General features: G+C 48.1%; 21 protein-coding genes. 8 read left to right on the top strand and 13 right to left on the bottom strand.

The features are described 5' to 3' along the window. Positions 1 to 64: 64 nt before the first annotated feature. Together HP552_RS09325 and HP552_RS09320 are read right to left on the bottom strand one after the other, a co-directional pair. On the bottom strand, positions 65 to 1,657 hold the full coding sequence (locus HP552_RS09325; protein WP_175395250.1) for a response regulator transcription factor: 1,593 nt from the start codon (positions 1,655 to 1,657) through the stop codon (positions 65 to 67). Then, positions 1,632 to 3,392, bottom strand: coding sequence for a sensor histidine kinase (locus HP552_RS09320; RefSeq protein WP_175395249.1), 1,761 nt, complete (start codon positions 3,390 to 3,392; stop codon positions 1,632 to 1,634). The genes HP552_RS09325 and HP552_RS09320 overlap by 26 nt, the downstream gene beginning before the upstream one ends. A 354-nt stretch (positions 3,393 to 3,746) precedes the next feature. On the opposite strand from HP552_RS09320, the gene HP552_RS09315 reads away from it, so the two are divergent. Together HP552_RS09315 and HP552_RS09310 are read left to right on the top strand one after the other, a co-directional pair. Next, positions 3,747 to 4,604 (top strand): ABC transporter permease, encoded by an 858-nt coding sequence (locus HP552_RS09315; RefSeq protein WP_167301747.1) that lies wholly within the window; start codon positions 3,747 to 3,749, stop codon positions 4,602 to 4,604. 34 nt (positions 4,605 to 4,638) lie between these two features. Then, positions 4,639 to 5,517 carry a carbohydrate ABC transporter permease gene (locus HP552_RS09310; protein WP_095292286.1) on the top strand — a complete coding sequence of 293 codons (879 nt, stop codon included), beginning with the start codon at positions 4,639 to 4,641 and terminating at the stop codon, positions 5,515 to 5,517. A 22-nt stretch (positions 5,518 to 5,539) separates the two neighbouring features. On the opposite strand, the gene HP552_RS09305 is transcribed toward HP552_RS09310, so the two are convergent. The 6 genes from HP552_RS09305 to HP552_RS09285 all read right to left on the bottom strand — a co-directional run bounded on the left by HP552_RS09305 (position 5,540) and on the right by HP552_RS09285 (position 9,706). Then, on the bottom strand, positions 5,540 to 5,743 hold the full coding sequence (locus HP552_RS09305; protein ID WP_175395247.1) for an aspartyl-phosphate phosphatase Spo0E family protein: 204 nt from the start codon (positions 5,741 to 5,743) through the stop codon (positions 5,540 to 5,542). Positions 5,744 to 5,980: 237 nt separating this feature from the next. Continuing rightward, complete coding sequence (locus HP552_RS09300) at positions 5,981 to 6,997, bottom strand: hypothetical protein (RefSeq protein WP_175395246.1); 1,017 nt, start codon at positions 6,995 to 6,997, stop codon at positions 5,981 to 5,983. 19 nt (positions 6,998 to 7,016) lie between these two features. Continuing rightward, on the bottom strand, positions 7,017 to 8,015 hold the full coding sequence (locus tag HP552_RS09295) for a cysteine peptidase family C39 domain-containing protein (protein WP_246310823.1): 999 nt from the start codon (positions 8,013 to 8,015) through the stop codon (positions 7,017 to 7,019). Positions 8,016 to 8,043: 28 nt separating this feature from the next. After that, positions 8,044 to 8,964, bottom strand: coding sequence for a helix-turn-helix transcriptional regulator (locus HP552_RS09290; RefSeq protein WP_175395245.1), 921 nt, complete (start codon positions 8,962 to 8,964; stop codon positions 8,044 to 8,046). An 89-nt stretch (positions 8,965 to 9,053) separates the two neighbouring features. Beyond that, positions 9,054 to 9,242, bottom strand: a complete 189-nt coding sequence (locus HP552_RS34940; protein WP_246310822.1) for a hypothetical protein — start codon at positions 9,240 to 9,242, stop codon at positions 9,054 to 9,056. Between the two features lie 140 nt (positions 9,243 to 9,382). Then, a complete protein-coding gene (locus tag HP552_RS09285) occupies positions 9,383 to 9,706 on the bottom strand; it encodes an ArsR/SmtB family transcription factor (RefSeq protein WP_175395244.1) in 324 nt (107 codons plus the stop codon). 210 nt (positions 9,707 to 9,916) lie between these two features. Between HP552_RS09285 and HP552_RS09280 the strand changes: the two genes are divergently transcribed. Beyond that, entirely contained in the window at positions 9,917 to 11,308 is a 1,392-nt protein-coding gene (locus HP552_RS09280; RefSeq protein WP_175395243.1) for an MFS transporter, read from the top strand. Positions 11,309 to 11,411: 103 nt separating this feature from the next. On the opposite strand, the gene HP552_RS09275 is transcribed toward HP552_RS09280, so the two are convergent. The 3 genes from HP552_RS09275 to HP552_RS09265 all read right to left on the bottom strand — a co-directional run bounded on the left by HP552_RS09275 (position 11,412) and on the right by HP552_RS09265 (position 13,495). Further along, positions 11,412 to 11,861 (bottom strand): nuclear transport factor 2 family protein, encoded by a 450-nt coding sequence (locus HP552_RS09275; RefSeq protein WP_127539728.1) that lies wholly within the window; start codon positions 11,859 to 11,861, stop codon positions 11,412 to 11,414. 280 nt (positions 11,862 to 12,141) lie between these two features. Next, the gene (locus tag HP552_RS09270; RefSeq protein ID WP_175395242.1) at positions 12,142 to 12,549 is read right to left on the bottom strand and encodes an RrF2 family transcriptional regulator; all 408 of its coding nucleotides are present in this window, start codon (positions 12,547 to 12,549) and stop codon (positions 12,142 to 12,144) included. Between the two features lie 109 nt (positions 12,550 to 12,658). Continuing rightward, a complete protein-coding gene (locus HP552_RS09265) occupies positions 12,659 to 13,495 on the bottom strand; it encodes an AraC family transcriptional regulator (protein ID WP_175395241.1) in 837 nt (278 codons plus the stop codon). A gap of 118 nt (positions 13,496 to 13,613) precedes the next feature. On the opposite strand from HP552_RS09265, the gene HP552_RS09260 reads away from it, so the two are divergent. Together HP552_RS09260 and HP552_RS09255 are read left to right on the top strand one after the other, a co-directional pair. After that, positions 13,614 to 14,618 carry a Gfo/Idh/MocA family protein gene (locus HP552_RS09260; protein WP_175395240.1) on the top strand — a complete coding sequence of 335 codons (1,005 nt, stop codon included), beginning with the start codon at positions 13,614 to 13,616 and terminating at the stop codon, positions 14,616 to 14,618. An 18-nt stretch (positions 14,619 to 14,636) separates the two neighbouring features. After that, on the top strand, positions 14,637 to 15,587 hold the full coding sequence (locus HP552_RS09255) for an aldo/keto reductase (RefSeq protein ID WP_175395239.1): 951 nt from the start codon (positions 14,637 to 14,639) through the stop codon (positions 15,585 to 15,587). 253 nt (positions 15,588 to 15,840) lie between these two features. Here the strand turns inward: HP552_RS09255 and HP552_RS09250 are convergent, their stop codons facing one another. Both HP552_RS09250 and HP552_RS09245 read right to left on the bottom strand, forming a co-directional pair. Beyond that, positions 15,841 to 16,860 carry a Gfo/Idh/MocA family protein gene (locus HP552_RS09250; protein WP_175395238.1) on the bottom strand — a complete coding sequence of 340 codons (1,020 nt, stop codon included), beginning with the start codon at positions 16,858 to 16,860 and terminating at the stop codon, positions 15,841 to 15,843. A gap of 66 nt (positions 16,861 to 16,926) precedes the next feature. Further along, positions 16,927 to 17,703 carry a sugar phosphate isomerase/epimerase family protein gene (locus tag HP552_RS09245; protein WP_095292272.1) on the bottom strand — a complete coding sequence of 259 codons (777 nt, stop codon included), beginning with the start codon at positions 17,701 to 17,703 and terminating at the stop codon, positions 16,927 to 16,929. A gap of 207 nt (positions 17,704 to 17,910) precedes the next feature. Between HP552_RS09245 and HP552_RS09240 the strand changes: the two genes are divergently transcribed. The 3 genes from HP552_RS09240 (at position 17,911) to HP552_RS09230 (ending at position 21,078) form a co-directional block, all read left to right on the top strand. Beyond that, the gene (locus HP552_RS09240) at positions 17,911 to 18,729 is read left to right on the top strand and encodes a helix-turn-helix domain-containing protein (RefSeq protein ID WP_175395366.1); all 819 of its coding nucleotides are present in this window, start codon (positions 17,911 to 17,913) and stop codon (positions 18,727 to 18,729) included. Positions 18,730 to 18,915: 186 nt separating this feature from the next. Next, entirely contained in the window at positions 18,916 to 19,614 is a 699-nt protein-coding gene (locus tag HP552_RS09235; protein ID WP_175395237.1) for a response regulator transcription factor, read from the top strand. Between the two features lie 24 nt (positions 19,615 to 19,638). Then, a complete protein-coding gene (locus tag HP552_RS09230; RefSeq protein ID WP_175395236.1) occupies positions 19,639 to 21,078 on the top strand; it encodes a sensor histidine kinase in 1,440 nt (479 codons plus the stop codon). The last annotated feature ends 48 nt before the right edge of the window (positions 21,079 to 21,126 follow it).

The following is a 21,126-nucleotide window of genomic DNA, read 5'->3' as shown; positions in this document are numbered from 1 at the left end:
TGAAAAGGATAGTGCAGCCGGGGAGGCAAACATATATCACAATTTCAATGTTCATATTGATTTGTTAACCGTTCCGAAAATCCTGTGGTGTCAGGCCATAATGTTTGCGGAACACCTGAATGAAGTAGGGGGTGTTGTTATATCCCACTTCCTGGCCGACTTCATAGATCTTCATCCCGGTATGCTTCAGCAAGTGCACGGCGCGTTCCATTCTGGAACGGATAATGTAATCGCTGATTCCTTCACCAGTGGACTGTTTGTACATTTTGGACAAATACACCGGATGCAGATGCACCTCTCCCGCAATCACCTGCAGGGACAGGTCTTCTCCCAGATGATGGTCAATCCAGTGCTGTACCTGCCGAATCAAGGTAGACCCACTCTCTTGACCCGAGTCTTGGGTACGCTCTGTCCACTGATGCATGACGTTTCGGGTCCATGCCTCCAGACTGCGCAGCGATACGCCATAACCGTCCTTCAGCAGCTGCTGATACTGTTCACCAAGCACATCCGTTAGCTGTTTGCCTTCCCGGTGAGCCATGTAGGAGAACGCAGCCGCCAGATAATGAAAGGCAACGTAAACATGCTCCGGAAACACACTGTCCGCTAACTCGGCAAATATCTGATCAATCTTGTGATGGGCATCGTCCATCCTCCCGGCTTCCAACAGCGTAGTCAGGCTTGGTGGTTCATACAGCGCCGCAAGTGATTTCAATGTAGCTCCATGTGAGCTGGCAGCGGCATTAAGATGCAATCCTTTTCCTGCTTCAGCCTGCTTCCGCAGGGCACTTACGGCCTGATGATACAGCTGCGGAACCTGGTGCGGAAAACGACCAGTCCGACTGACCGACAGTGAGATGGTGGCATTCAAGTACTGTTTCACACTGTGAATTAATCGTTCGCCAAGCCGGCTCAGCAGCAATTCGGGATCGGACTGTGCCTGTTTCGGACAGGCCATGAACACCAGATCATCATATGCATCATCGGTATGGCAGAGATGGTAGCTGCTGCTGAAGATTTCTTCCACCACATTGGAAATGGCATATTTCATTAATCGGAATGCCTTGTGGGTTGGCTGCGGGTCATCATAGCGGATGAGCAGAAGCTGCATTTTATCCTGGGGGCGGAAGCCGATCTCCAATTGTTCCAGCTTGCTCACGAGTTCGTCTTCGGCAAATTTGCGGCCGAGCAGCACATCCTTCATTAATTCCGCCCGTTTTTCCGGCAGATGTTCCCTTACCGAATACATTGCGCGCTGGTGCAGCTGCTGTTTCTCTCCTTCCAGTCGGATCTGTACAGAGGCCTGCTGCACGGCTTCGATCAGTTCCTCATCCCGTACCGGCTTAAGCAGGTAACTTACCGTTCCATGCTTCAGTGCCTGCTTCGCATAATCAAAAGAGGCATGACCCGATAAAATAATGCATTTGGTCCGCTCCCACTTTTGCCGAATATGACTCACCAGATCAAGCCCCGACAAACCCGGCATGCGGATATCCGTAATGATAATATGGACCTGATGTGAAGCCATCTGCTGCAAAGCTTCCTTGACCGAATACGCCTTGTATACCTGACCAATTCCATATTCTCTCCAAGCAATGGAGGATGCGATAGACTCCACCGCCGAATGTTCATCATCCACGACCATCAGATTCATCATGAGACTGTTCCTCCTCAAACCATCGTATTTCCACACTAAGTCCCCCGTAAGGAATCGCTGCAAAATGAAGCCCCGATGAATGCCCATATCGCGTAACAAGACGCTGATGTACGTTCCAGGTGCCCGTGCCGATCTCCTCGCCCATAGGCTCATTGACCTCTCGTTCCAATTCTGCAATTTCTTCAGGTGTCAACGTAACACCATCGTTATCTACAAACAGACTGTATCGTATAAGCTGTTTGCCATTGATCCGCTCCTTTGCCGACATCCCCGTCACCACGACATGACCGCTGCCCTCACTCGGCTCAATACCGTGAATTACGGCGTTCTCCACAATCGGCTGAATGAGTAGTCTTGGGATCTGCTGCTGCATCATCTCCTGCGGAACGGCAATTTCATAGGATAAACGGTTGGTCCGCATCTGTTGAATGGACAAATAATTGTCGAGCAGCCGAATCTCCCCTTCCACTGACGTCATGTCATTCTCATCCCGGGTGATGTACCGGTAGTAGTCACCAAGACTCAGCGACATCGCAATTACGGCTTTCGAATGGCCGAGCTGGGTCATATTTTTAATATAAAAGAGGCAGTTGTACAGGAAGTGAGGATTAATCTGTGACTGCAAATGCTTAAGCGTTGCTTCCCGTGAACGAATTCGTTCCTCATATACCTTCTCGATCAGTTCCTGAATTTGTTCCGCCATATGGTTGAAGCTCTGGGTCAGATACGCGAATTCATCACGTGAATGATCCACCGGAATCCGGGTCGACAGCTGGCCCTTGCGAATCTGCTGCAGCCCCTGCATCAGGCGATAGATCGGAATCTGGACTTTACGGTAGAGCAGAAGTGCCGCCCCAATGCTTAGAACCAGCAGCAGCAGAATGGACGTAATAAACATGTTCCGGCTCTTGTCCATCGGGGTGAGCAGATCATCCAGCACAACGGGGTTCACATAGACGCCATGAAGCTGTTTGGAGCGAACATAGCTGACCAGATACTGCTTGCCACCCGCCTCCAGCTGATGGTTGCCCTCACTGCCCAGTCCGTCCAAAGGCATCTCCTCCATAATGGCTTTCACCAACTCGGGGTCCGCACTGCGGTTTAATAAGGGTTCATTGCCCGGCACAAACAGAAAAGGATCTCCTCCCTGCGCCTCCTTGAAGTCGTCCAGCATGGCTACAATATTCATCGGATCAAAATTAATCTCCATTACGGTTCGAACACCCGTTGTTACGGGTTTGGCACTCCACTCATAGTTATCCGTGAAGAAAAAGGTAAAACTCCCGTCTTCCAGCTGCCATTGTCCAGGCTGGGGAAACTTCAGCATATTTTCATTAAAGACGGTGCGGCTTGCCTTGGTGGATAACACAAGCTCTGCCTGCGGAAGCAGGATTGTAATATCGTTCTTCCAGCGGCTGGTAGACTGGTACAACGATAATTTGTCGAGAATATCCAGATAAATGCTGTTCTTTTCATACTGGCTCGTCGTTTCCGTCATGTAACGGTAGTGTAATATGCTGGGGTCCCTGAGGAGGGTAAGCCCGTAGAGCGAGAGCTGCTCAATATTTTTATCTACCTGGGAACTGAAATAATTGAACTGATTCAAGCTCGACTGCTGTTTCTCCTCCACCACCATGTCCACATTTGCCTGGTTGGCGTATGTATAGAGCAGCAAGATTGGCACCAGCAGACAGATGAGCAGAATAACCGTTTTCGCAAATACTGTGAATTTCATTGTTTCACCCTGTCCCGAAATAGTATCAAATGTTACCGAAGTCCTATTTTATATTGAAAACCCTTTCATATCTATATTGATTTTGTAATCATCGTTTGCTTCAACAGGTTAATAAATCAACATTCGCCTTGAAATGTTGGTCTATAGGCCGCCTTTTTCCGTTGCTATAATTCAGTTGCTCCACTTTTTGCAGAGGCTGAGATGCCTCACGATGCAGAGGCTGGACGAGATAAAGGAGGGACCCTGATGGCTATGGAACAACCGTTAACAACCAACACGCCGGTGCGGCAGGCGATACATCATCCACGCAAACGCACCCGCTGGAACTTCAAACGTACATGGCCGCTGCATTTGATGCTGCTGCCTGCTGTACTGCTCACATTGCTGTTCGCCTATGTGCCTATGGGGGGCATTATTATTGCTTTTCAGGATTTTAAACCGTGGCTGGGATTCACTGGCTCCAAATGGGTGGGATGGGATAACTTCCGGTTCATGTTCGAGTATCCGGATAGTGTACAGGTGATCTGGAACACCGTACTCATCGCTTCGATGAAAATTGTGGCCGGCCTGGTGGCCCCGGTCGTGTTCGCCATTTTGCTGAATGAGGTACGGAACTCTACATTTAAACGTTTTTCACAGACTCTGGTGTACCTGCCCCACTTCCTGTCCTGGGTTGTACTTGGCGGCATTCTGCTCGACATGCTCTCACCCGAGGGCGGACTGGTGAATCAGGTGCTGGCGGCTGCCGGGATTGAACCGATCTTCTTTCTCGGAGATGGCGACTGGTTCCGGGTAACGGTAGTCATCAGTGATGTATGGAAGGAATTTGGATTTGGCACGATCGTATTTCTGGCAGCACTGGCGGGGATTAATCCGGCTCTGTATGAAGCTTCCGAAGTGGATGGGGCAACACGACTTAAACAGACGCTGCACATTACACTGCCTGCCCTGGTGCCGATGATTATCGTGGTGGGCACACTTTCCCTTGGTAATATTCTGAATGCAGGATTTGACCAGATCTTCAATCTGTACAATCCGCTCGTGTATGAGAAAGGCGATATTATCGATACGTTTGTGTACCGGATGGGTATTCTGAATGGCAAAATGAGCTTCGCAACGGCCGTTGGATTATTCAAGTCTTTTGTCGCGATGTTCCTGGTCATTACTGCCTACCGGATGGCTTACAAAATCGCCAATTACCGCATTTTCTAAGGGGTTTAGCATACTGCATTAAGGGGGAATCAAGGTGTATCACAAAACAACCGGATATCGGATATTTAACGGCTTTAACCTGTTCTTCATTGCAGCCGTTTCGCTGCTCTGTGTGCTGCCGCTTGTTCATATTCTGGCGGTCTCGTTCAGCGGCAAGGCAGCCGCCTCTGCCAATCTCGTCACACTGTGGCCGATTGATTTTACGGTAGATGCCTATACCAAAACGTTTGGTAACAGCAATTTCCTGAGTGCGCTCTGGATCTCGGTCCAGCGTACCGTTCTGGGCACACTGCTCAGCATGGTGCTGGTTATTCTGACTGCCTATCCTTTATCGAAGGAGAGTCTTCATTTTAAGGGACGTTCTATGTATGCCTGGTTTTTCATATTCACGATGCTGTTCAGCGGCGGGCTGATTCCGTCCTACATTTTGATTCAAAAGCTCGGGCTGATCAATACGCTGTGGGCACTGATTCTGCCGGGAGCAGTGGCGGTCTGGAACCTGATTCTTATGATGAACTTCTTCCGTAACGTTCCGAAAGAGCTGGAAGAGGCGGCTTTCATTGATGGTGCTAACCATATCACAACTCTGTTTCGAATCTATCTGCCTGTGTCCATGCCTGCGATTGCAACAATCTCGCTATTCACGATGGTAGGACAATGGAACTCCTGGTTTGACGGGCTGATCTACATGAATGATGCTTCCAAATATCCACTGGCTACGTTGATGCAGACCATTATCGTCCAGCAGGACTTCTCCAATATGAACGTGGATGCTACGCAGCTTCAGAACATGTCACAGCGTACGGTCAATGCCGCACAGATTTTCATCGGCGCTCTGCCGATTCTGCTCGTGTATCCGTTCCTGCAGCGTTTCTTCGTCAAGGGGATTGTGCTTGGGGCGGTAAAAGAATAGAACGAACGCGGAATATTCCGCATCATCTTATCCCGGGGCTTTCGTCTCGGGTTGTTTTGCCGTGTATGCGAATGGCCTTGTTATATTCATTAATTAACTCATCCAGAACCATCGATTGACGAATGACCTCCGGATGCCACAATTCTGCATGTGTATTTGCAATCTGGTAGAGCCTCTGCCGTGCCTTTTCGATACATTCCTGAATGGTTTCCGGATTGTGCACCATACTCCCGCCCCCTGTTGTCCTTCAATATCCATCACCCAAAAAAGACCATCTATTATAATATTCGGAACAAAGGGGGCTGCCGATTACCCCAAATTTAAAATTTGTATATTTTTTCTTGTAGAGGCTGAAATAAGTATGTGTAATTCTATAACAATACAAATAAAACCGGATAGGCTGCATTCAGCCTTCTCCGGTTTTTTTACTTCTGTATGAATTTCCCCTCCACAGTGTTCAGGCTTATCTCAGTCCGATATCCTCAAAGCGATTGCCAATCGTTTCTGGAAATGCATGCTTAATCGCATCAATGGCGCGTTGTTCCGTTTCTTTTGCTTGATGGATAAGCGCTATCACCCGCTGCACACATCCAGGTTCCTTAGTATTCCACCAGATTGAATGCTCCAACATTTCAATTATCTCTGAATAAAGATCTGACAGGGACACATACTCCCGCATGACATGAACCATCTGATCCGACAGGTGCCCAAGCCCTGTGACATAGGAAGCGATATCCTGTCTTGATTTGGCGTAATATCGAAGAACGATGGCAGCTTGATCGGTGTCATAAACTCCAGATTGCAGGACCGCAGCAATGGTCGAATATGCAGCAGCTCCACAGGTGTAATCCCGGGGCGGCAGCATATAATCATGGGTCTCCCATTTGTACACAGCCTGAATCAACGATTCCTTGCAGACCTCCCACATATCCACGGTTTGATGGGATTCGAGCACCTGATAGTACCAATAGGGCGTACTGTTTTGTCCAAAAGAATCATACGGCAAACGAGAGACTTCACGCCCTTCACTTTCACAGATGTACAGTACCTTCTCCAGATCATCATACCCAACACAAACAACAAATTGATCATGCCACAAGATGGCTCCCACACCACGGTCAATGGATGCCTTAATATCCAGCACAGCCTGCTTCTGATACAACGGAAAGGTCGGTTCGAACGAAAATCCAGCTGCCTGACTCGCCGTCACACCAATAAAATCAGCCGCTACAAAATTCTCTGCCATCCAGTTGTACGCCGAGATTGATTCTGTAGTTAGGTGCTGATCCACCACCAATCGAAATCCACTTGCTGTCATGCCCGCAATCATGTGACGTGGAAAATCCGTCCACTGTTTGTGCACTAAAATGCGATACATCACATCTGTATATGAACCCATACCATGCCAAGATGCGTGTTCACCCGCAGAGTACTGAGCATATGGGGATTGAATCAAATCCAGCAGTTCTCGGTTTGCCATCTTCCGTCCCTCCCTCTTCCTATCTTGCCGAGTGCGCCCCCCAGCGTGGCACAGTAGAACGTTTACGATCAGGAAACTTTAGGGATATTATGCGAAAATAATGGATCGCCTGCTCCTCCAGTTCTTTCGCCTTTAATAGATCCTGTATCAGTTCGTCTACTGCATCTGGCCGCAGCATCCTTCTGTTATCCTGCTGAACCATGCATCCCTTCATCCGGTGAATTAACGTTCCAAGCTGGTCATAGCAAGCGCAGGCCTGATCTAGTTCGTTCCATATTCCTCGGAAATCCTGCATATACATGTGAATTTCAGTCCGGGACTGACAGTAGGATTCCAATAGATAAGCTGCACCGGATTCATCGTAATCCCCACTCTGAAGGGCATGCACCCACACATCATATGCCATTCTCCCGGAAGCAATATTTCGATCAGGGAGCAGACGATACGGAATATCCCAATCCTCAATCGCGAGTCGTAAGGATTCCAATAACATATCCTTTTCGGAGATACGGACCTGCTCACCAAAAACCTGACAATACCAGAACCCCGTGAAGTTTAGACCGAAGTTGTCATACAGCAAAATTTGCGGTTCCTTATTCCACCCGTCTTGTACATAAAAGATGCGATCAGCGTCATCATATCCATGGATGACACCGAATTCAGGAATCCAGTAGATCACCCCTTTGCCCTCATCAAGACTGCGTTTAACCCAATTGACTGCCTCCCGCTGGTAATATTCGAATGTGGCATGGCGTGTACGTCCCCCATCCCAAATCGTGAATATTCCCAAGTTATCGATTCCGGGTCGATGTGCTTCGCCCCATTGTCCGTACGTTGTAACCGACATGGGAAGTAACCTGCGATGCACCGAAAGTTTGAAAGCCATGCCCGTATATCCGGCGAGTACATACTTGGTACCCTGAAACTGACCCGTGTGGGTCAATATAGCATACAGGCTATCCACATACGATTTGGACTCCCGCTTGACCATTAGATTATCCAACCATACTTCAGCCAAAGGAATCTCTCCTTTCTAAGGTGTTGGTCTACTCCACATTCGCTTTACTTGGCATGGCAAGTCTGTCCATCATTCTTTCTGCACTTTGCTGAAGCTTGCGTTTGAGCCACCCAGGAGATAACAGTTCCTCCCACTCGTTAACAAACAAATGCTGCAGGAAAGCATCCGTGTCATAAAACTCAACGGAATGAATCTGATCTTGCCTTGCTCGAATTCGATACCCTTGCCATAGCTCTGTTTGCTGCACTTCCTTTAGTCGGATCTCAGCTACAAACGGTTTACGAACAGGCAGTGGTTCTTCCCACCCACCCAACAATGAATCTGATCTGCACTCAAATGTCTCATTCGTAATCCGCACATGAATGATGCCCTCCAGACGGATGGCTGTTTGCTGAACAGGATCTGTTTCATAGCCAACGACGTAATCAGCGTTGTACTGGGATATCATCTTTAATGGGCACCACGAAAATTGCCGTTCCCCGGCGTGATCCCTATAATGCATATGTACTTTACGTGATTCTGTTATGGCGTGGGACAGCAATTCAAAGTGCTGAAGCTGCTTAGGAGGTGCTGCGAATACAGGAAGTGGACTCTTCCATGTTTCCTGATCTTCCAGCGTAAAACGTTCCAGCAGATGAGACACACGCTTCACCACTTCTGATTGTTCGTGATCATAATGGCGATAACGATGAGCCAGATATTTAAGCACTCGTTGTTCTTCTTCGGTCATATATAAATGGGGTAGTCGATAGGTCTGATTCTCGTAACAATACCCCCGATACTTTGCAATATATACTAAGGGGGCACGTAGGGAGATAGCCATATATTCAATATCACGCTGTGCCTGACGCCGGGATATTTCGAATTCACGGGCAAGCCAGCTGCTGTTCGGAAAATGTCCGTTTCGAATCTGCTCGTCAAACCAGTGAATGCGATGCATGTTGCTCATCTTCTGCGCCCCCTTTAATTCTATAATGAGCAAATCTTAAATCCATTATATCAAAAGACATGGCCCGTTCCGAAGAACAGGCCTGCATGTTATACGATCACCTTATCCACCCTGGATTGCACAGCTTTGGAACATTTCTTGCAAACTTTCAGACTTGTGCCATCCGTTTTCGTTTGCGAGTACAACAGTTTAATCCGGGTACTGCTACATACCGGGCATGTTCCCCGCCCTCTGGAAGGAAGACTCCACAGGACGCGTCCTCTTTTGGTTTTTGCCAATGTGTGTGAACCTCTTTTCGATATGGTTTGTGTGTTCACCGTTATTATAGAGAACATGGTACGACATAGAATGTCGCAGCAGTATGATTATCTTTTAAAATAAAAAATGTCCCCTCTTCAGCCTGAAGAAAGGACAAATCTTAGGAATGATGGGTGGACGCCTGAGCAGCGGCCTGCAATAAAGGCTGCAGGAGGCCCGGGAATCGTGTTTCCAGATCTTCCGATCTCAGTGTAAGGAAGTGCTGGGTACCCTGCACACGCACCCGGATGACTCCGGCTTCCCGCAGTGTGCGAATATGGTGTGACATCGTGGATTTCACAACAGGTGCATTAAAATGACTGCAGGGCTGCTCTCCACTCCTGGCTGCTTCCGCAACAATGCCAAGACGGGTTGGATCGCTCAAAGCGTACAACACAGAAGAAAGTTCGATATCCTCCACTTGAGGATGATGCAAAATTTTCATGCTGTAGTCTCCTTTTTTCAGACTATCCATTGTATTTTAACACAGTTCCATGATATATTTCTAATGTTCGATATCAATCGAACTTTCCAATGATTTCGTCAATGTACCCCCTGCTGTCTGGCATGGGGCTCACTGTATACCACCTTTTGCAAATGTTACATACCGTTTCTGAAATGTTGCGAAATTACTTATTCTCTCAAGGAGGTTTTCATGAACAACACGGCAACCGCATCATCCGGGGAACGGACGACCGGGCTACAGGAAGGTTTAATTGTAAGTTTGCTTGGCTTCACGGTAGTCCTCGTCGTCATGAATACGATGATGTTCAATCTCGCCCTGCCCAAGATCGCAGCCGAATTCCAGCTCTCATCCGTTGCTTCTTCCTGGATTGTAACAGGGTATTCCATCGTTTTTGCCATATCGTCGATCACATTCTCACGCCTATCGGACTTTGTCCCGATTCGGTCCCTGTTTACAACCGGTCTTACCTTGCTGGGGGCTGCATCCGTTCTGGGATTCTTCAGTAATCATTTTATTATCCTGCTCTGTGCGCGCCTGATTCAGGCAGCGGGTGCCGCATCTGTACCGGGACTCGCGATCGTACTCATCACCCGTTATGTTCCGAGTGACCGCCGGGGTAAGTCCATGGCCGTCATCATGTCCGCCAGTTCCCTTGGACTTGGACTCGGTCCAGTCATCGGCGGTAGTATTACACAGTTCCTCGGATGGCATGATCTCTTTATCGTCACCGGGTTGACGTTATTCCTGATCCCTGTATTTTTCAAGCTGCTTCCGAGTGAAATGCCGCAAAAGGGTTCGTTCGACTTGCTGGGTGCACTGCTTCTGGCGATCGGAACAACGGGCGTTCTTCTATTCCTCACCTCACGCGAATGGCTTACCCTTGTCGTTGGTGTCGTAGCGCTTCTTTTGTTCTGGCTCCGGATTCGCCGTGCAGCTGATCCATTTGTTCAGCCTGCCCTTTTCAAAAATAAAAAATATATGATGCTCAGCTCGCTCGGGATCGTATCCTACATCAACAACTTCTCAACCCTGTTCCTGCTGCCGCAGATTCTGGCTCACCTGTATGCCTTGACTCCAGCCCAATCCGGACTGGTCATCTTCCCTGGTGCAGTGGTATCCATGCTGCTATCCAACCGGATTGGCCGAATGATCGACCGCCATGGCAATACATTGCTGCTCAGATTCGCACCATGGCTGCTGCTGGCAGCCGCCGGATTGTTCGCTCTGTTTGCAGACAACAGCATTTACGCCATTATGGTTGTCTATATCCTGCTGAGCGTAGGTTTCTCTGCTCTCACAACCAGCGTTTCCAACGAATTGTCGAATAACCTGACCATGGATCAGGTGGGCGCAGGCATGGGTCTGTTCCAGCTCAGCCAGTTCTTCAGCGGTGCCTTCAGTGTTGCCGTAACGGGCGTGGCTCTGACTGCGATGCAGCAATTGCCATTATCGTCAGCCTACACGAATATTTTCTGGGGCATGACCGTGGTTGCTCTGGCCTCCGTTATGTTCTCCTGGGTATATCTGAGCATGCAGTCCCGCAAAAAAGACTCTTCTGCTTCGTCTAATCTAAGCTCGTAAGAGCTGCAGGCAGGTTGCCTAATACAAGAAAGCCCCAAGGACATATCCATCATGTTCTTGGGGCTTTTACTATTCTGATTTTACTTTTATAAATCTATTATGACTATTCAAACAGATCCAGACGAAGACGCTTCAGGCTTGTATGCTTGATGTACCATTGACCGTCAATTTGGACAAACGTCTCATGATAATGCCCAAATCCATGGAAGGATTTGTTTTCATTGCCTTCAGGGAACGTTACCCAATCCTCCATTGGAGAGATGACCTTGGCTTCGTTCTCGGATACAAATTCAACCTCGGCGCTGTGCACGTGATGTACAGTGACAGCAACATCTACCAGATCACGGAATACCTGCACGATAGTGTCGCGGCCCGTTAATACCGGGATGGGGTTACCTTCTGTACTGAAATCAGCTACTGCATCCGGAGCAAACACATCACCCAGTGCGTCCCATTGCTTCGTATCAATAAAACGGCAGTAGCGTGCTTTGGTGTTGCGGATGTTTTCCAGCGCAAGCAATTGTTCCAGTCCTGTGATGGTTGATTGGCTCATGTGTTGTCCCTCCAGAGATGTAATTCGTTTAAAATATGTACTATTAATCTTCCTTATTGTACCATTACGTTTGGATTAGGCACAACGGCTTATTATACGCCTGCATATTAACCCTTAACCCTGCCTTGAAATACGGCTATCACCCTATTTCCCGTACATCCTCAACTTCATAGTCCCATTCACTCATAAATTATGCCAACGAAAAAAGTCCGGAGTACCTTCATGCCCACTCTCAGACTTTTTTACAACCAAAGATTCAGTTATTCGTTAACTCTGCAGGCTACACCTTACGTGCTTCTTTCATCTGGGCAGCCAGCTCGGACATTTTCTTATTGTTCAGATAGTGCTCCATCTGTTCTTCGGCATGAACCATGACCTGCTGAATCAAACAGCCTTCATTATGGTTCTGTGAGCATTCAAACAGGGAAGCCTGTCCTTCAATGGCATGAATGATCTCCAGAAACGAAGGATCCGGATTTTTGCGACTCAGACGATAGCCACCATTGGCTCCGGAAGTCGATTCGATCATGCCGGCCTTGACCAGCTTGGTCAATATTTTGGACAGATAGGTTGGAGATACTTTCTGCAAATCAGCCAGTTGATGTACACTAACCAGCTGCTCCGGTTCAGTAATGACAAGGTGGAGCATGGTATGCAAGGCATAGTTCGTTGCTTTTGAATATTTCATGAGGTCACCTCATTGTATACGGATTTAATTTATCCATAATAGACTTGATCGGGCTCGCTGTCAAACCCCGGGATGAATCGATCTCGCGGTCACAACAGACCCACCCATTCTAATTGTGGTAGAGTCCTCGGTACTCTGTGGGTGTCATACCTTCATGTGCCATGAACTGTCGGTTAAAATAACTGGCATTAGGGTATCCCGCCTCCTCCGCAATCTGCCCAATGTTGGCCGTTGGACGCTCGAGCAGCCACTGCTTCGCCATCTGCAGCCGGGAACGGGTTACGAATTCCATCGGCGTCATCTCGACTGCACTCTTGAACAATTTGCAGAAGTAGTACGAGCTAACCCCCGCCAGATCAGCCCAGTCCTGCAGCAGAAACGGCTGACATGCCTCCTGCTGCATCTGCGGAAGCAATCCCAGGATCCGATTCTCCGCTTGACTGGTACGTGTATTTTTCAGTGGCACCGCATGCTGTACGAACTCAGCCAGGACCGCATACGTCAGAGTGGATAACTGGGCCGGGCGCAGCATCCGGTTCTGCTCGGCTTCGTCGAGCAAGGCCAGATGTGCTTCTTCCCAAGGGGCCTGCTGCCGAAGCGTCCACAGGAGATTGCGATGCAGCCCCCGTTCAATCATATAGTCATGAAGACGCTCGCCGTAAAAATGAACCCAGCGCACATCCCACGGATCATCCTCACTGCTGTAATAGTGCTGCCGCTGCTGGGGGAAATAAAGTACCGCCTGACCTGCACGAAGCTCGTGTATAATCCCGTCCACTTCCACATATCCCTTACCAGAAGCTACATAGTGAATATTAAAATTGTTAAGTGCACCAGCCTCCCGCAATACGGAGTGCTGCGGATGATTCATATAATGCCCGACCGACTCGGGATAACAAAAATATGGAATATCCTGAAGGGTAAGCAATACGGTCTGTCTATTCATGAATAATTCTCCTTGACCAGCAATATTGTGTTAAGAGATCTCAATATATTATCATTTTCATTCATTGATCTATTCCTTATAATCACAATATACATTCATCCACAGGAGGAAACAACTCATGAATTCAGATCGAAAATTGCGCTGGGGCATTCTTGGTAGCGCTAGCATTGCCAAAGGTTCTGTCATTCCTGGTTTGCAACAATCGGAGTTGAATGAAGTGGCGGCGATCGCGAGCCGGGACGAGGAAAAAGCGAAACAGACCGCCGATCAGCTTGGAATTGCCCAGGCTTATGGAAGCTATGAAGCACTGCTGGCGGATGACACCATTGACGCTGTTTACATCCCCCTCCCCAATCATCTCCACCGGGAGTGGACGATTCGTGCGGCAGAGGCGGGCAAACATATTTTATGCGAGAAACCGCTCGCGTTAACCGAGCAGGAAGCCCGTGAAATGGCGCAAGCCTGTGATGATGCAGGAGTACTGCTTGCTGAGGCCTTTATGTATCGGCATCATCCCCGTTATGACCAGATCAGAGACGTGATCGCCAGCGGCGAAATTGGTGAAATCCGCGGCATTCATAGTACATTTTCTTTTAATAATTCCGGTTCATCGGGCAATGTCAGATTCAAACGTGAATGGGGCGGCGGCGCTCTCTATGATATCGGCTGTTATTCCATTAGTGCAGCGCGTTTGCTGCTGGGCCAGGAACCCTCTGCGGTCACGGTCATTGGCATGTTCTCCCCTGAACATGACCATGTCGACATGATGGCTTCCGGATTGCTCGAATTCAATGACCATGTTGGCGTAACCTTTGACAGCAGCATGTGGGCAGCCTTCCGCAATACGCTGGAGGTGCTTGGATCAGATGGCATTATCGAGGTACCGTCTGCGTTTATCAGCAACCCGGACCGCAGCTCGAACTTCTATGTAACGGCTGGAGGCGAGCGCAGGGAGATTGAGGTACCACAGGTCAATCATTATTCCCTTCAGGGAGATGATATGGCACGGGCAGTACTCCAAGGTAAAGATCTGCGTTTCGCATCTTCCGATGCTGTGGCTAATATGAAGGTACTCGAAGCTTGTCTTCGTTCTGCTGAGGAACGTACACGGATTACACTATAAGCGAGGATGGTGGATAACATGGAATTCATTACGATTGATGGTGCAGGCAAACAAATCTCCCGATTGATTAAAGGTACCGATTATTTTGTACACGATGCTTACGAAAAAGCGGCTGCAAACATGGATGCCTTTCTGGCGATCGGCGGCAATACTGTGGATACGGCTCACATCTACTGCGGCGGGCAGAGTGAAGAGGTTCTCGGACGCTATATGCAAGAGCGCGGCAATCGTGATCAGGTTGTCATCCTGACCAAAGGTGCCCACCACGACATGAACGGGCCGCGTGTCAATGCCGATGCCATTCGCAGTGATCTGCTTGACAGCCTGGAGCGTCTTCAAACCGACCATGTGGAATTGTACGCACTGCACCGGGATGATCCCAATATCCCTGTTGGTGTAATTCTTGAAGCACTGAATGAGCATATTGAATCTGGCAAAATCGGTGCAATCGGTGCCTCCAACTGGACCTGGCAGCGATTAGAGGAAGCAAACACATATGCGGCTGCCCATGGTCTGAAAGGATTCACATTCAGCAGCCCGAACCTCAGTCTCGCCAAGGCGAACGAACCGTTCTGGGCAGGCTGTGTGTCGGCAGATGCGGAGACACTTGCCTGGCATGAGCGGACCAAACTTCCATTGTTGTCCTGGTCCTCCCAGGCACGTGGCTTCTTCACTGGCCGGTTCACGCCTGAGGTGCGGGACAACGCCGATCTGGTTCGTGTCTTCTACAGTGACGGCAACTGGGAACGCCTGCATCGCGCCGAGCAGCTCGCCGAATTGAAGAAAACTTCTCCAATTCAGATTGCACTCGCCTATGTTTTAAATCAGCCGTTCCCAACCTGCGCACTGATTGGTGCCCAGAATCAGGCGGAACTGCTATCCTGTGATGAAGGTTCACGGATTACGCTGACTCGTGAGGAGCTGGATTGGCTGGACCTCGGCAGTGATGTGAAACCGGCAGTCGTGTAAAACTATAAGTAGGTGTTCACTAGTCAGCACATGAATAATCACATAAAACAGCTTTATCAGGGACCACCTCTTCTACATGTAGGGTAAGGTGGTCCTTTTTTTTCCTTTTCACACCAGAAATTTCAATGCAACTACAATATGAACAATTAAAAAAGAGGCAACGATCCAGATGGGATTCTGGATCGTTAGCCCCTTTTTGACCACAAGTTACAAATTCAAAGAGTCTTGTTATCTGAACAGCCTTACCCTGTCATTACAATTTAATGATCTGACCTGTTTTCTCGGATTCGAACGCTGCCAGAATAACTTGCAGGGAACGAAGACCTTCTTCACCGGAAATGGTTGGAGGTGTTTGAGTCACAATGGATTCCACAAATGCATCAATGACACCACTTGGTACTTGTTTCTCGTTGGTAGCCATGGCGCCAACTTTGTACGTTTCAACCGTACCGTTAGTCAGCTCAACGATCACTTCGTCGCCTTCGACTGTTCCGATTTTCATGACGCCATTTTCGCACCATAGAACCGTACTGTTATCCCCAGCTCTGTATTGAGTCCAGCTGGCAACGAGTGTACCGATTGCACCACTCTTCATGCGCAGCAGGCAAGTTGCATTGTCATCGACCTGAGTACCTTCTTTGTGCAGTGTGCTGATGAATCCTGCCACTTCGGACACTTCATCGTTCAGCAAATAACGGATAAAGTCGGACTTGTGCACGCCCAGATCACCCATGGCGCCCATAATGGCTTCTTCCTTACGGAAGAACCAGCTCTCAGCCCCGTCTACGCTCCATGCTTCCGGACCTGGATGACCAAAGGAAGTACGGAAGTTCAGCACTTTACCCAGTTTACCGGAATCCAAAATTTCTTTTGCTTTTACGTGTGGAGGCATCAGACGCTGGTTGTGACCAACCATCAGATACACACCGTTTTTCTTCGCGGCTTCAATCATTTGCTCGCCTTCTTCGGTTGTAACAGCCATCGGCTTTTCAACGAGCACGTGCTTGCCTGCATTCGCAGCAGCAATGGCCATCGGGGCATGCAGATAGTTAGGCGTACACACGCTAACGGCATCCACCGTTTCGTTTGCAAGCAGTTCCTCATAGCTGGAATAAGCTTTACCGCCGTAAGTTTCGGCCATTTTCTCCGCACGCTCCACAATCGGATCGGCAAAAGCGACAAGTTCTACGTTTTCATTAGCAGCGTATTCTGGAATATGTCTGCGTTCAGCAATGGCTCCACAGCCGAAGACAGCAACTTTAATTTTACTCATGGTTTAAAGGTCTCCTTTGACAAATAAATTCAGCATTTTGCATGGATTCAATTCAAATCGCTTCAATTAAAACTGGTTCAGGTAATTCTGTTTCAGCCAGTTATAACTGTTGGCTACGCTTTCAAGTGGAGGATTCTGACATACGTCCTGTTCAACGATCAGCCATTCCACACCTGCACTCGTCGATGCTTCAATTACAGCCGGCAGGTCAACCGAACCTTGTCCCAGTTCCAGTGTTTTCATCTGTCCCTGTTCGTCTTTGCTGAAATCCTTCAGATGCAGAAGAGGCAGACGGCCCGCATATTGATTAATATACTCGATCGGATTTTGTCCCGCAAATTGTACCCAACATACGTCCATCTCAACTTGTACAGCCTCAGGTGTAGTCTCTGCGAACATCGCATCAAACGCGTTTTTGTCGCCCACTTGGCCATGGAATTCGAAGTCATGGTTGTGATAACCAAAGATCAGGCCTTGCTTGGCTGCTTCTGCACCGTATTGTTGCAGTTCAGCGAACAGCTTGGTCCAGCCTTCCGCATTGTCAGGACGATCTTCAGGCATGAGGTAAGGACAAATCATATATTGAGCCCCAATGGTTTTGAGGTAGTCAATTTGTTTTTGCAAATCTTCACGCATCGCGTGCAAGGAAACGTGGCTGCTAAAGCCTTTGAGGCCAAGCTCATCCAGCAATGCTTTCATTTCTTCGGCAGGAATGTCACCATAACCAGCGAATTCCACACCTTCATAACCAAGCTCTGCTACCTTGCGCAATGTTCCACGGAAATCTGCTGCAGTTTCATCACGGAGGGTGAACAATTGCAAACCAATATTAAGTTTTTTCATGAATGATACACCTCTGCTCTCAAATTTGCTTTCATTGCTCTATCTGGTATCATCCTACCTCAAAACAGGCTAGAATGAACATATACAATATCGTCAGAACATGAACTATCTGATCGAATTTTTATTCCAGTATTTTGCATCACTCAAATATCATCCATCAGGGTGCATGCAGGATACGTATATTGGAGGATTGCATCTTTGGAACCAATGGAGACTTCAGTACTGATCTGTGACTACTCTTATCACTACAAGGCATTTAACCACAACATGAAGGGCGAGCTGCAGACTTACCTGTTTCGTTTGCAAACCGAAGGCTCTTGCAAGGTATATGTGCAGGATGAGGAATTTAAGATGACCAGCGGAGATTTGCTTTTATTGAAACCAGGTGATGACTATCATCTCGTGGTCGAAGAACCGCACAAGGAAGGCCGATTATCCAGCGGGGATTATTATTTGTTCTGTGAAGGATCATGGATTGATCAGTGGTGGAAACGAATCCAGCGCCCTACCGTGAACCGCATTGGTCTGGATGATAAGCTGGTCAGCCTCTGGCGTAATCTTTTGCTGGAAAAGCGCCGGGGACCTCTTGAGGAGAACGCGGAGTTAAAAGATGTGCTGCTGCGCGGACTCTGTCTATACATCGACCGGGCTATCAATGAAAATCTTCAGACGGATCGAAGTGTCTCCTCAGCCCTGAAACTGAAGCGTTTCATTGAGGAACACGCAACTGTCACGTTCAAACTCGAAGAGGCCGCTCGTTATGCAGGATTAAGCCTGTCTCGCGCAGTGCGGCTATTCAAGGAGCACTACGGCAAAACCATGATCCAGTACGCCATTGAAATTCGTCTGAATGTGGCTCTGGAACGCATGAAGTACAGTGAGATGACACTGGAGCATATTGCCGAGACATGCGGCTTTGCCAGCTATTCCTATTTCCACCGGGTATTCCGGGCTCACTTCGGGATGTCTCCCTTGGAATATTTGAAGTCCCAGTCTCACCCTTCTTTTGATCTAGAGCGTGTATAATGATCTCAAATCACGAACCCATGACGACCTGTAGACAGGTAACGTTTATGGGTTCTTTACCATTTTTAATGCTCTAAATTTACTCATGACTCCTCTCACATAACCCTGTATAGTTAAAACCATAGCAACTTACAGATTCATACATCATTAGCGGAATTTCCATCAACCTTAATTGGAGCGATACATATGCATGTTCCACGGAAAATACTCATTATTGAAGACGAGCAGGACATTTCACGCATTATAAGAGACTATCTGAACAAAAATCAATACGACGCCGCAGTAGCAGCCACTGGGCAAGATGGATTATACATGATGGACATGCTTCAACCGGACTATATTATTCTGGACATAATGCTTCCGGATATGGACGGTATCGATGTATGTCGTGAAATAAGACGAAGAAATAACATTCCCATTCTCATCCTGAGTGCAAGAGGAAGCGATACGGACAAGGTGCTCGGTTTGGGTTTTGGGGCAGATGATTATATGACCAAACCCTTTTCCCTGAGTGAGCTGCTTGCGCGCATCAATGCCCATTTCAGACGGTATGACAGTCTTGCATCCGAACGTGATGAGGCACATCTCCTTCGTCTGTCCAACCTGGTGATCGACAAAAAAGCGTACAAGGTTACGCTGAGCGGAAATGAAGTTTCACTTTCTGCCAAGGAATTCGAGCTGCTGTACTACCTGGCCAGCCACAAAAATCAGGTGTTTTCCAAGTCACAGTTACTGGATGCAGTCTGGGGGTATGATGCTTACGGAGATGAAAATACCGTTACGGTATATATTCGAAGACTGAGAGAAAAAATTGAGGCTTCCCCCTCCCATCCAACCGTTTTGAAGACAGTCTGGGGTGTTGGCTACAAATTTAACCATGAATAAGAAAGATGGGAGACGACAACCTGCATGTCATTATTTAATGGGTCCAAACGCTGGCTGACCACTACACTGATTTTGCTTATGCTGCTGCTTGGAAGCAGCCTGACACTTGCGGTGGATCGATTAGTTAACGATACAGGCGAGTCTAATTTATCTATTAATCAGGTCCGACTCAGGGTCAATCCAGTTATGCTTGCTATAGAGCGTAATTATCATCAACTAAACACACCCGAAATTCAGGAAAGCGTTCGTTCCATGGCCAGAGAACAAGGCCTGCGGCTTTCCTTTGCCGGATTGGACGGGAAAATCATGCTATCTTCCAACCCATCCTCTGAAGGGCAGCATATTCAACTGGCATCCGCTTTGCATTATGATCTGAACCATGCCGCATATGCCAAGGATGGAGAGGATCTGTTGGATATTGCTTTCCCTGTCATACCTGCTGCTGAGGGAAAGCAGATCGGTAATGCCATTTTTACTATTCCTAAAGCGATGGTTACGGTACAGCCTTCTTCAATGCTTCCCCTTTTGGCTGTAGGCATCTCACTCATTATTGCTCTTATCTTGGGGACTCTCCTGATCTCCATGCATCGCAATCTGCATAAGCGGTTACTGTCTCCTGTAAACATGCTTCAGCATCATGCCGAGTCCATTCTCAAAGGACAATACGATCAACATATTCAATATCAACATGCAGATGAAATAGGCGAACTATATGCAATGTTTGATCTGATGCGGACCGAAATCAAGTTCTTAAGTGAACAACGCACTCAGCAGGAACAGGCACAAAAGGAACTCATCACCAACATTTCTCATGATATCAAAACGCCCATTACAACGATTAAGGCATACATTGAAGCCATAATCGAAGGCATATGTACAGATGAGAAAACACTCATGGAATATATGAGAATCATGCAAACCCACACGGACAAAACAGCCCAGCTGGTTGAGGATCTGTTAATCCATGCGCTTCAAGAGCTAGGTCAGATATCCGTGGAGCCGCGCGAAGTTTATAGTGGTCCCGTCTTCGAAGCCATGCTTGAATCGTTTGGACATGCTGTCAAAATTAAAGGCCTAACGTATGAAACACCAGATTCCGTCCCAAATGTATTAGTCCGTATGGATACGACAAGGATCGAGCAAGTTCTGTCCAATCTCATATCCAATGCACTGAAAAACACCCGTCCCGGAGATGTCATTCGTGTCCTTACAGAGCTCGATGCGGATCAGTTCATTGTAAAGATCGCGGATACCGGCCAGGGAATACAGCCACAGGATATGCCTTTTGTATTCGAACGATATTTCCGGGGACAGGCGTCTCCTGTGTACAGTCGTGTGCAGGATGGCGCAGGCCTCGGCTTATCCATTTGCAAAAATATTGTGGAGGCACACGGCGGACGTATTTCCTTCTCAAGCAAAGAGGGGCAGGGAACCATCTTTCAATTCAGTCTGCCGATCTGCTAAGTTTTCCATAAACCGTTCAAGCTGACATCTGGCCCTGTAATACTTTAT

Origin of the sequence: Paenibacillus xylanilyticus (assembly GCF_013359935.1) — a bacterium.
Taxonomy (GTDB): domain Bacteria; phylum Bacillota; class Bacilli; order Paenibacillales; family Paenibacillaceae; genus Paenibacillus; species Paenibacillus xylanilyticus.
Note: the sequence above shows the minus strand (reverse complement) of the source record. Positions and strands in the feature narration are given on the sequence as shown.

Coding starts and splice junctions, on each gene's coding strand:
- HP552_RS09325 (WP_175395250.1), bottom strand. CDS start 1,657: ATGATGAATCTGATGGTCGTGGATGATGAACATTCGGCGGTGGAGTCT.
- HP552_RS09320 (WP_175395249.1), bottom strand. CDS start 3,392: ATGAAATTCACAGTATTTGCGAAAACGGTTATTCTGCTCATCTGTCTG.
- HP552_RS09315 (WP_167301747.1), top strand. CDS start 3,747: ATGCTGCTGCCTGCTGTACTGCTCACATTGCTGTTCGCCTATGTGCCT.
- HP552_RS09305 (WP_175395247.1), bottom strand. CDS start 5,743: ATGGTGCACAATCCGGAAACCATTCAGGAATGTATCGAAAAGGCACGG.
- HP552_RS09300 (WP_175395246.1), bottom strand. CDS start 6,997: ATGGCAAACCGAGAACTGCTGGATTTGATTCAATCCCCATATGCTCAG.
- HP552_RS09290 (WP_175395245.1), bottom strand. CDS start 8,964: ATGAGCAACATGCATCGCATTCACTGGTTTGACGAGCAGATTCGAAAC.
- HP552_RS09285 (WP_175395244.1), bottom strand. CDS start 9,706: ATGAAAATTTTGCATCATCCTCAAGTGGAGGATATCGAACTTTCTTCT.
- HP552_RS09280 (WP_175395243.1), top strand. CDS start 9,917: ATGAACAACACGGCAACCGCATCATCCGGGGAACGGACGACCGGGCTA.
- HP552_RS09275 (WP_127539728.1), bottom strand. CDS start 11,861: ATGAGCCAATCAACCATCACAGGACTGGAACAATTGCTTGCGCTGGAA.
- HP552_RS09270 (WP_175395242.1), bottom strand. CDS start 12,549: ATGAAATATTCAAAAGCAACGAACTATGCCTTGCATACCATGCTCCAC.
- HP552_RS09265 (WP_175395241.1), bottom strand. CDS start 13,495: ATGAATAGACAGACCGTATTGCTTACCCTTCAGGATATTCCATATTTT.
- HP552_RS09260 (WP_175395240.1), top strand. CDS start 13,614: ATGAATTCAGATCGAAAATTGCGCTGGGGCATTCTTGGTAGCGCTAGC.
- HP552_RS09255 (WP_175395239.1), top strand. CDS start 14,637: ATGGAATTCATTACGATTGATGGTGCAGGCAAACAAATCTCCCGATTG.
- HP552_RS09250 (WP_175395238.1), bottom strand. CDS start 16,860: ATGAGTAAAATTAAAGTTGCTGTCTTCGGCTGTGGAGCCATTGCTGAA.
- HP552_RS09245 (WP_095292272.1), bottom strand. CDS start 17,703: ATGAAAAAACTTAATATTGGTTTGCAATTGTTCACCCTCCGTGATGAA.
- HP552_RS09240 (WP_175395366.1), top strand. CDS start 17,911: ATGGAGACTTCAGTACTGATCTGTGACTACTCTTATCACTACAAGGCA.
- HP552_RS09235 (WP_175395237.1), top strand. CDS start 18,916: ATGCATGTTCCACGGAAAATACTCATTATTGAAGACGAGCAGGACATT.
- HP552_RS09230 (WP_175395236.1), top strand. CDS start 19,639: ATGTCATTATTTAATGGGTCCAAACGCTGGCTGACCACTACACTGATT.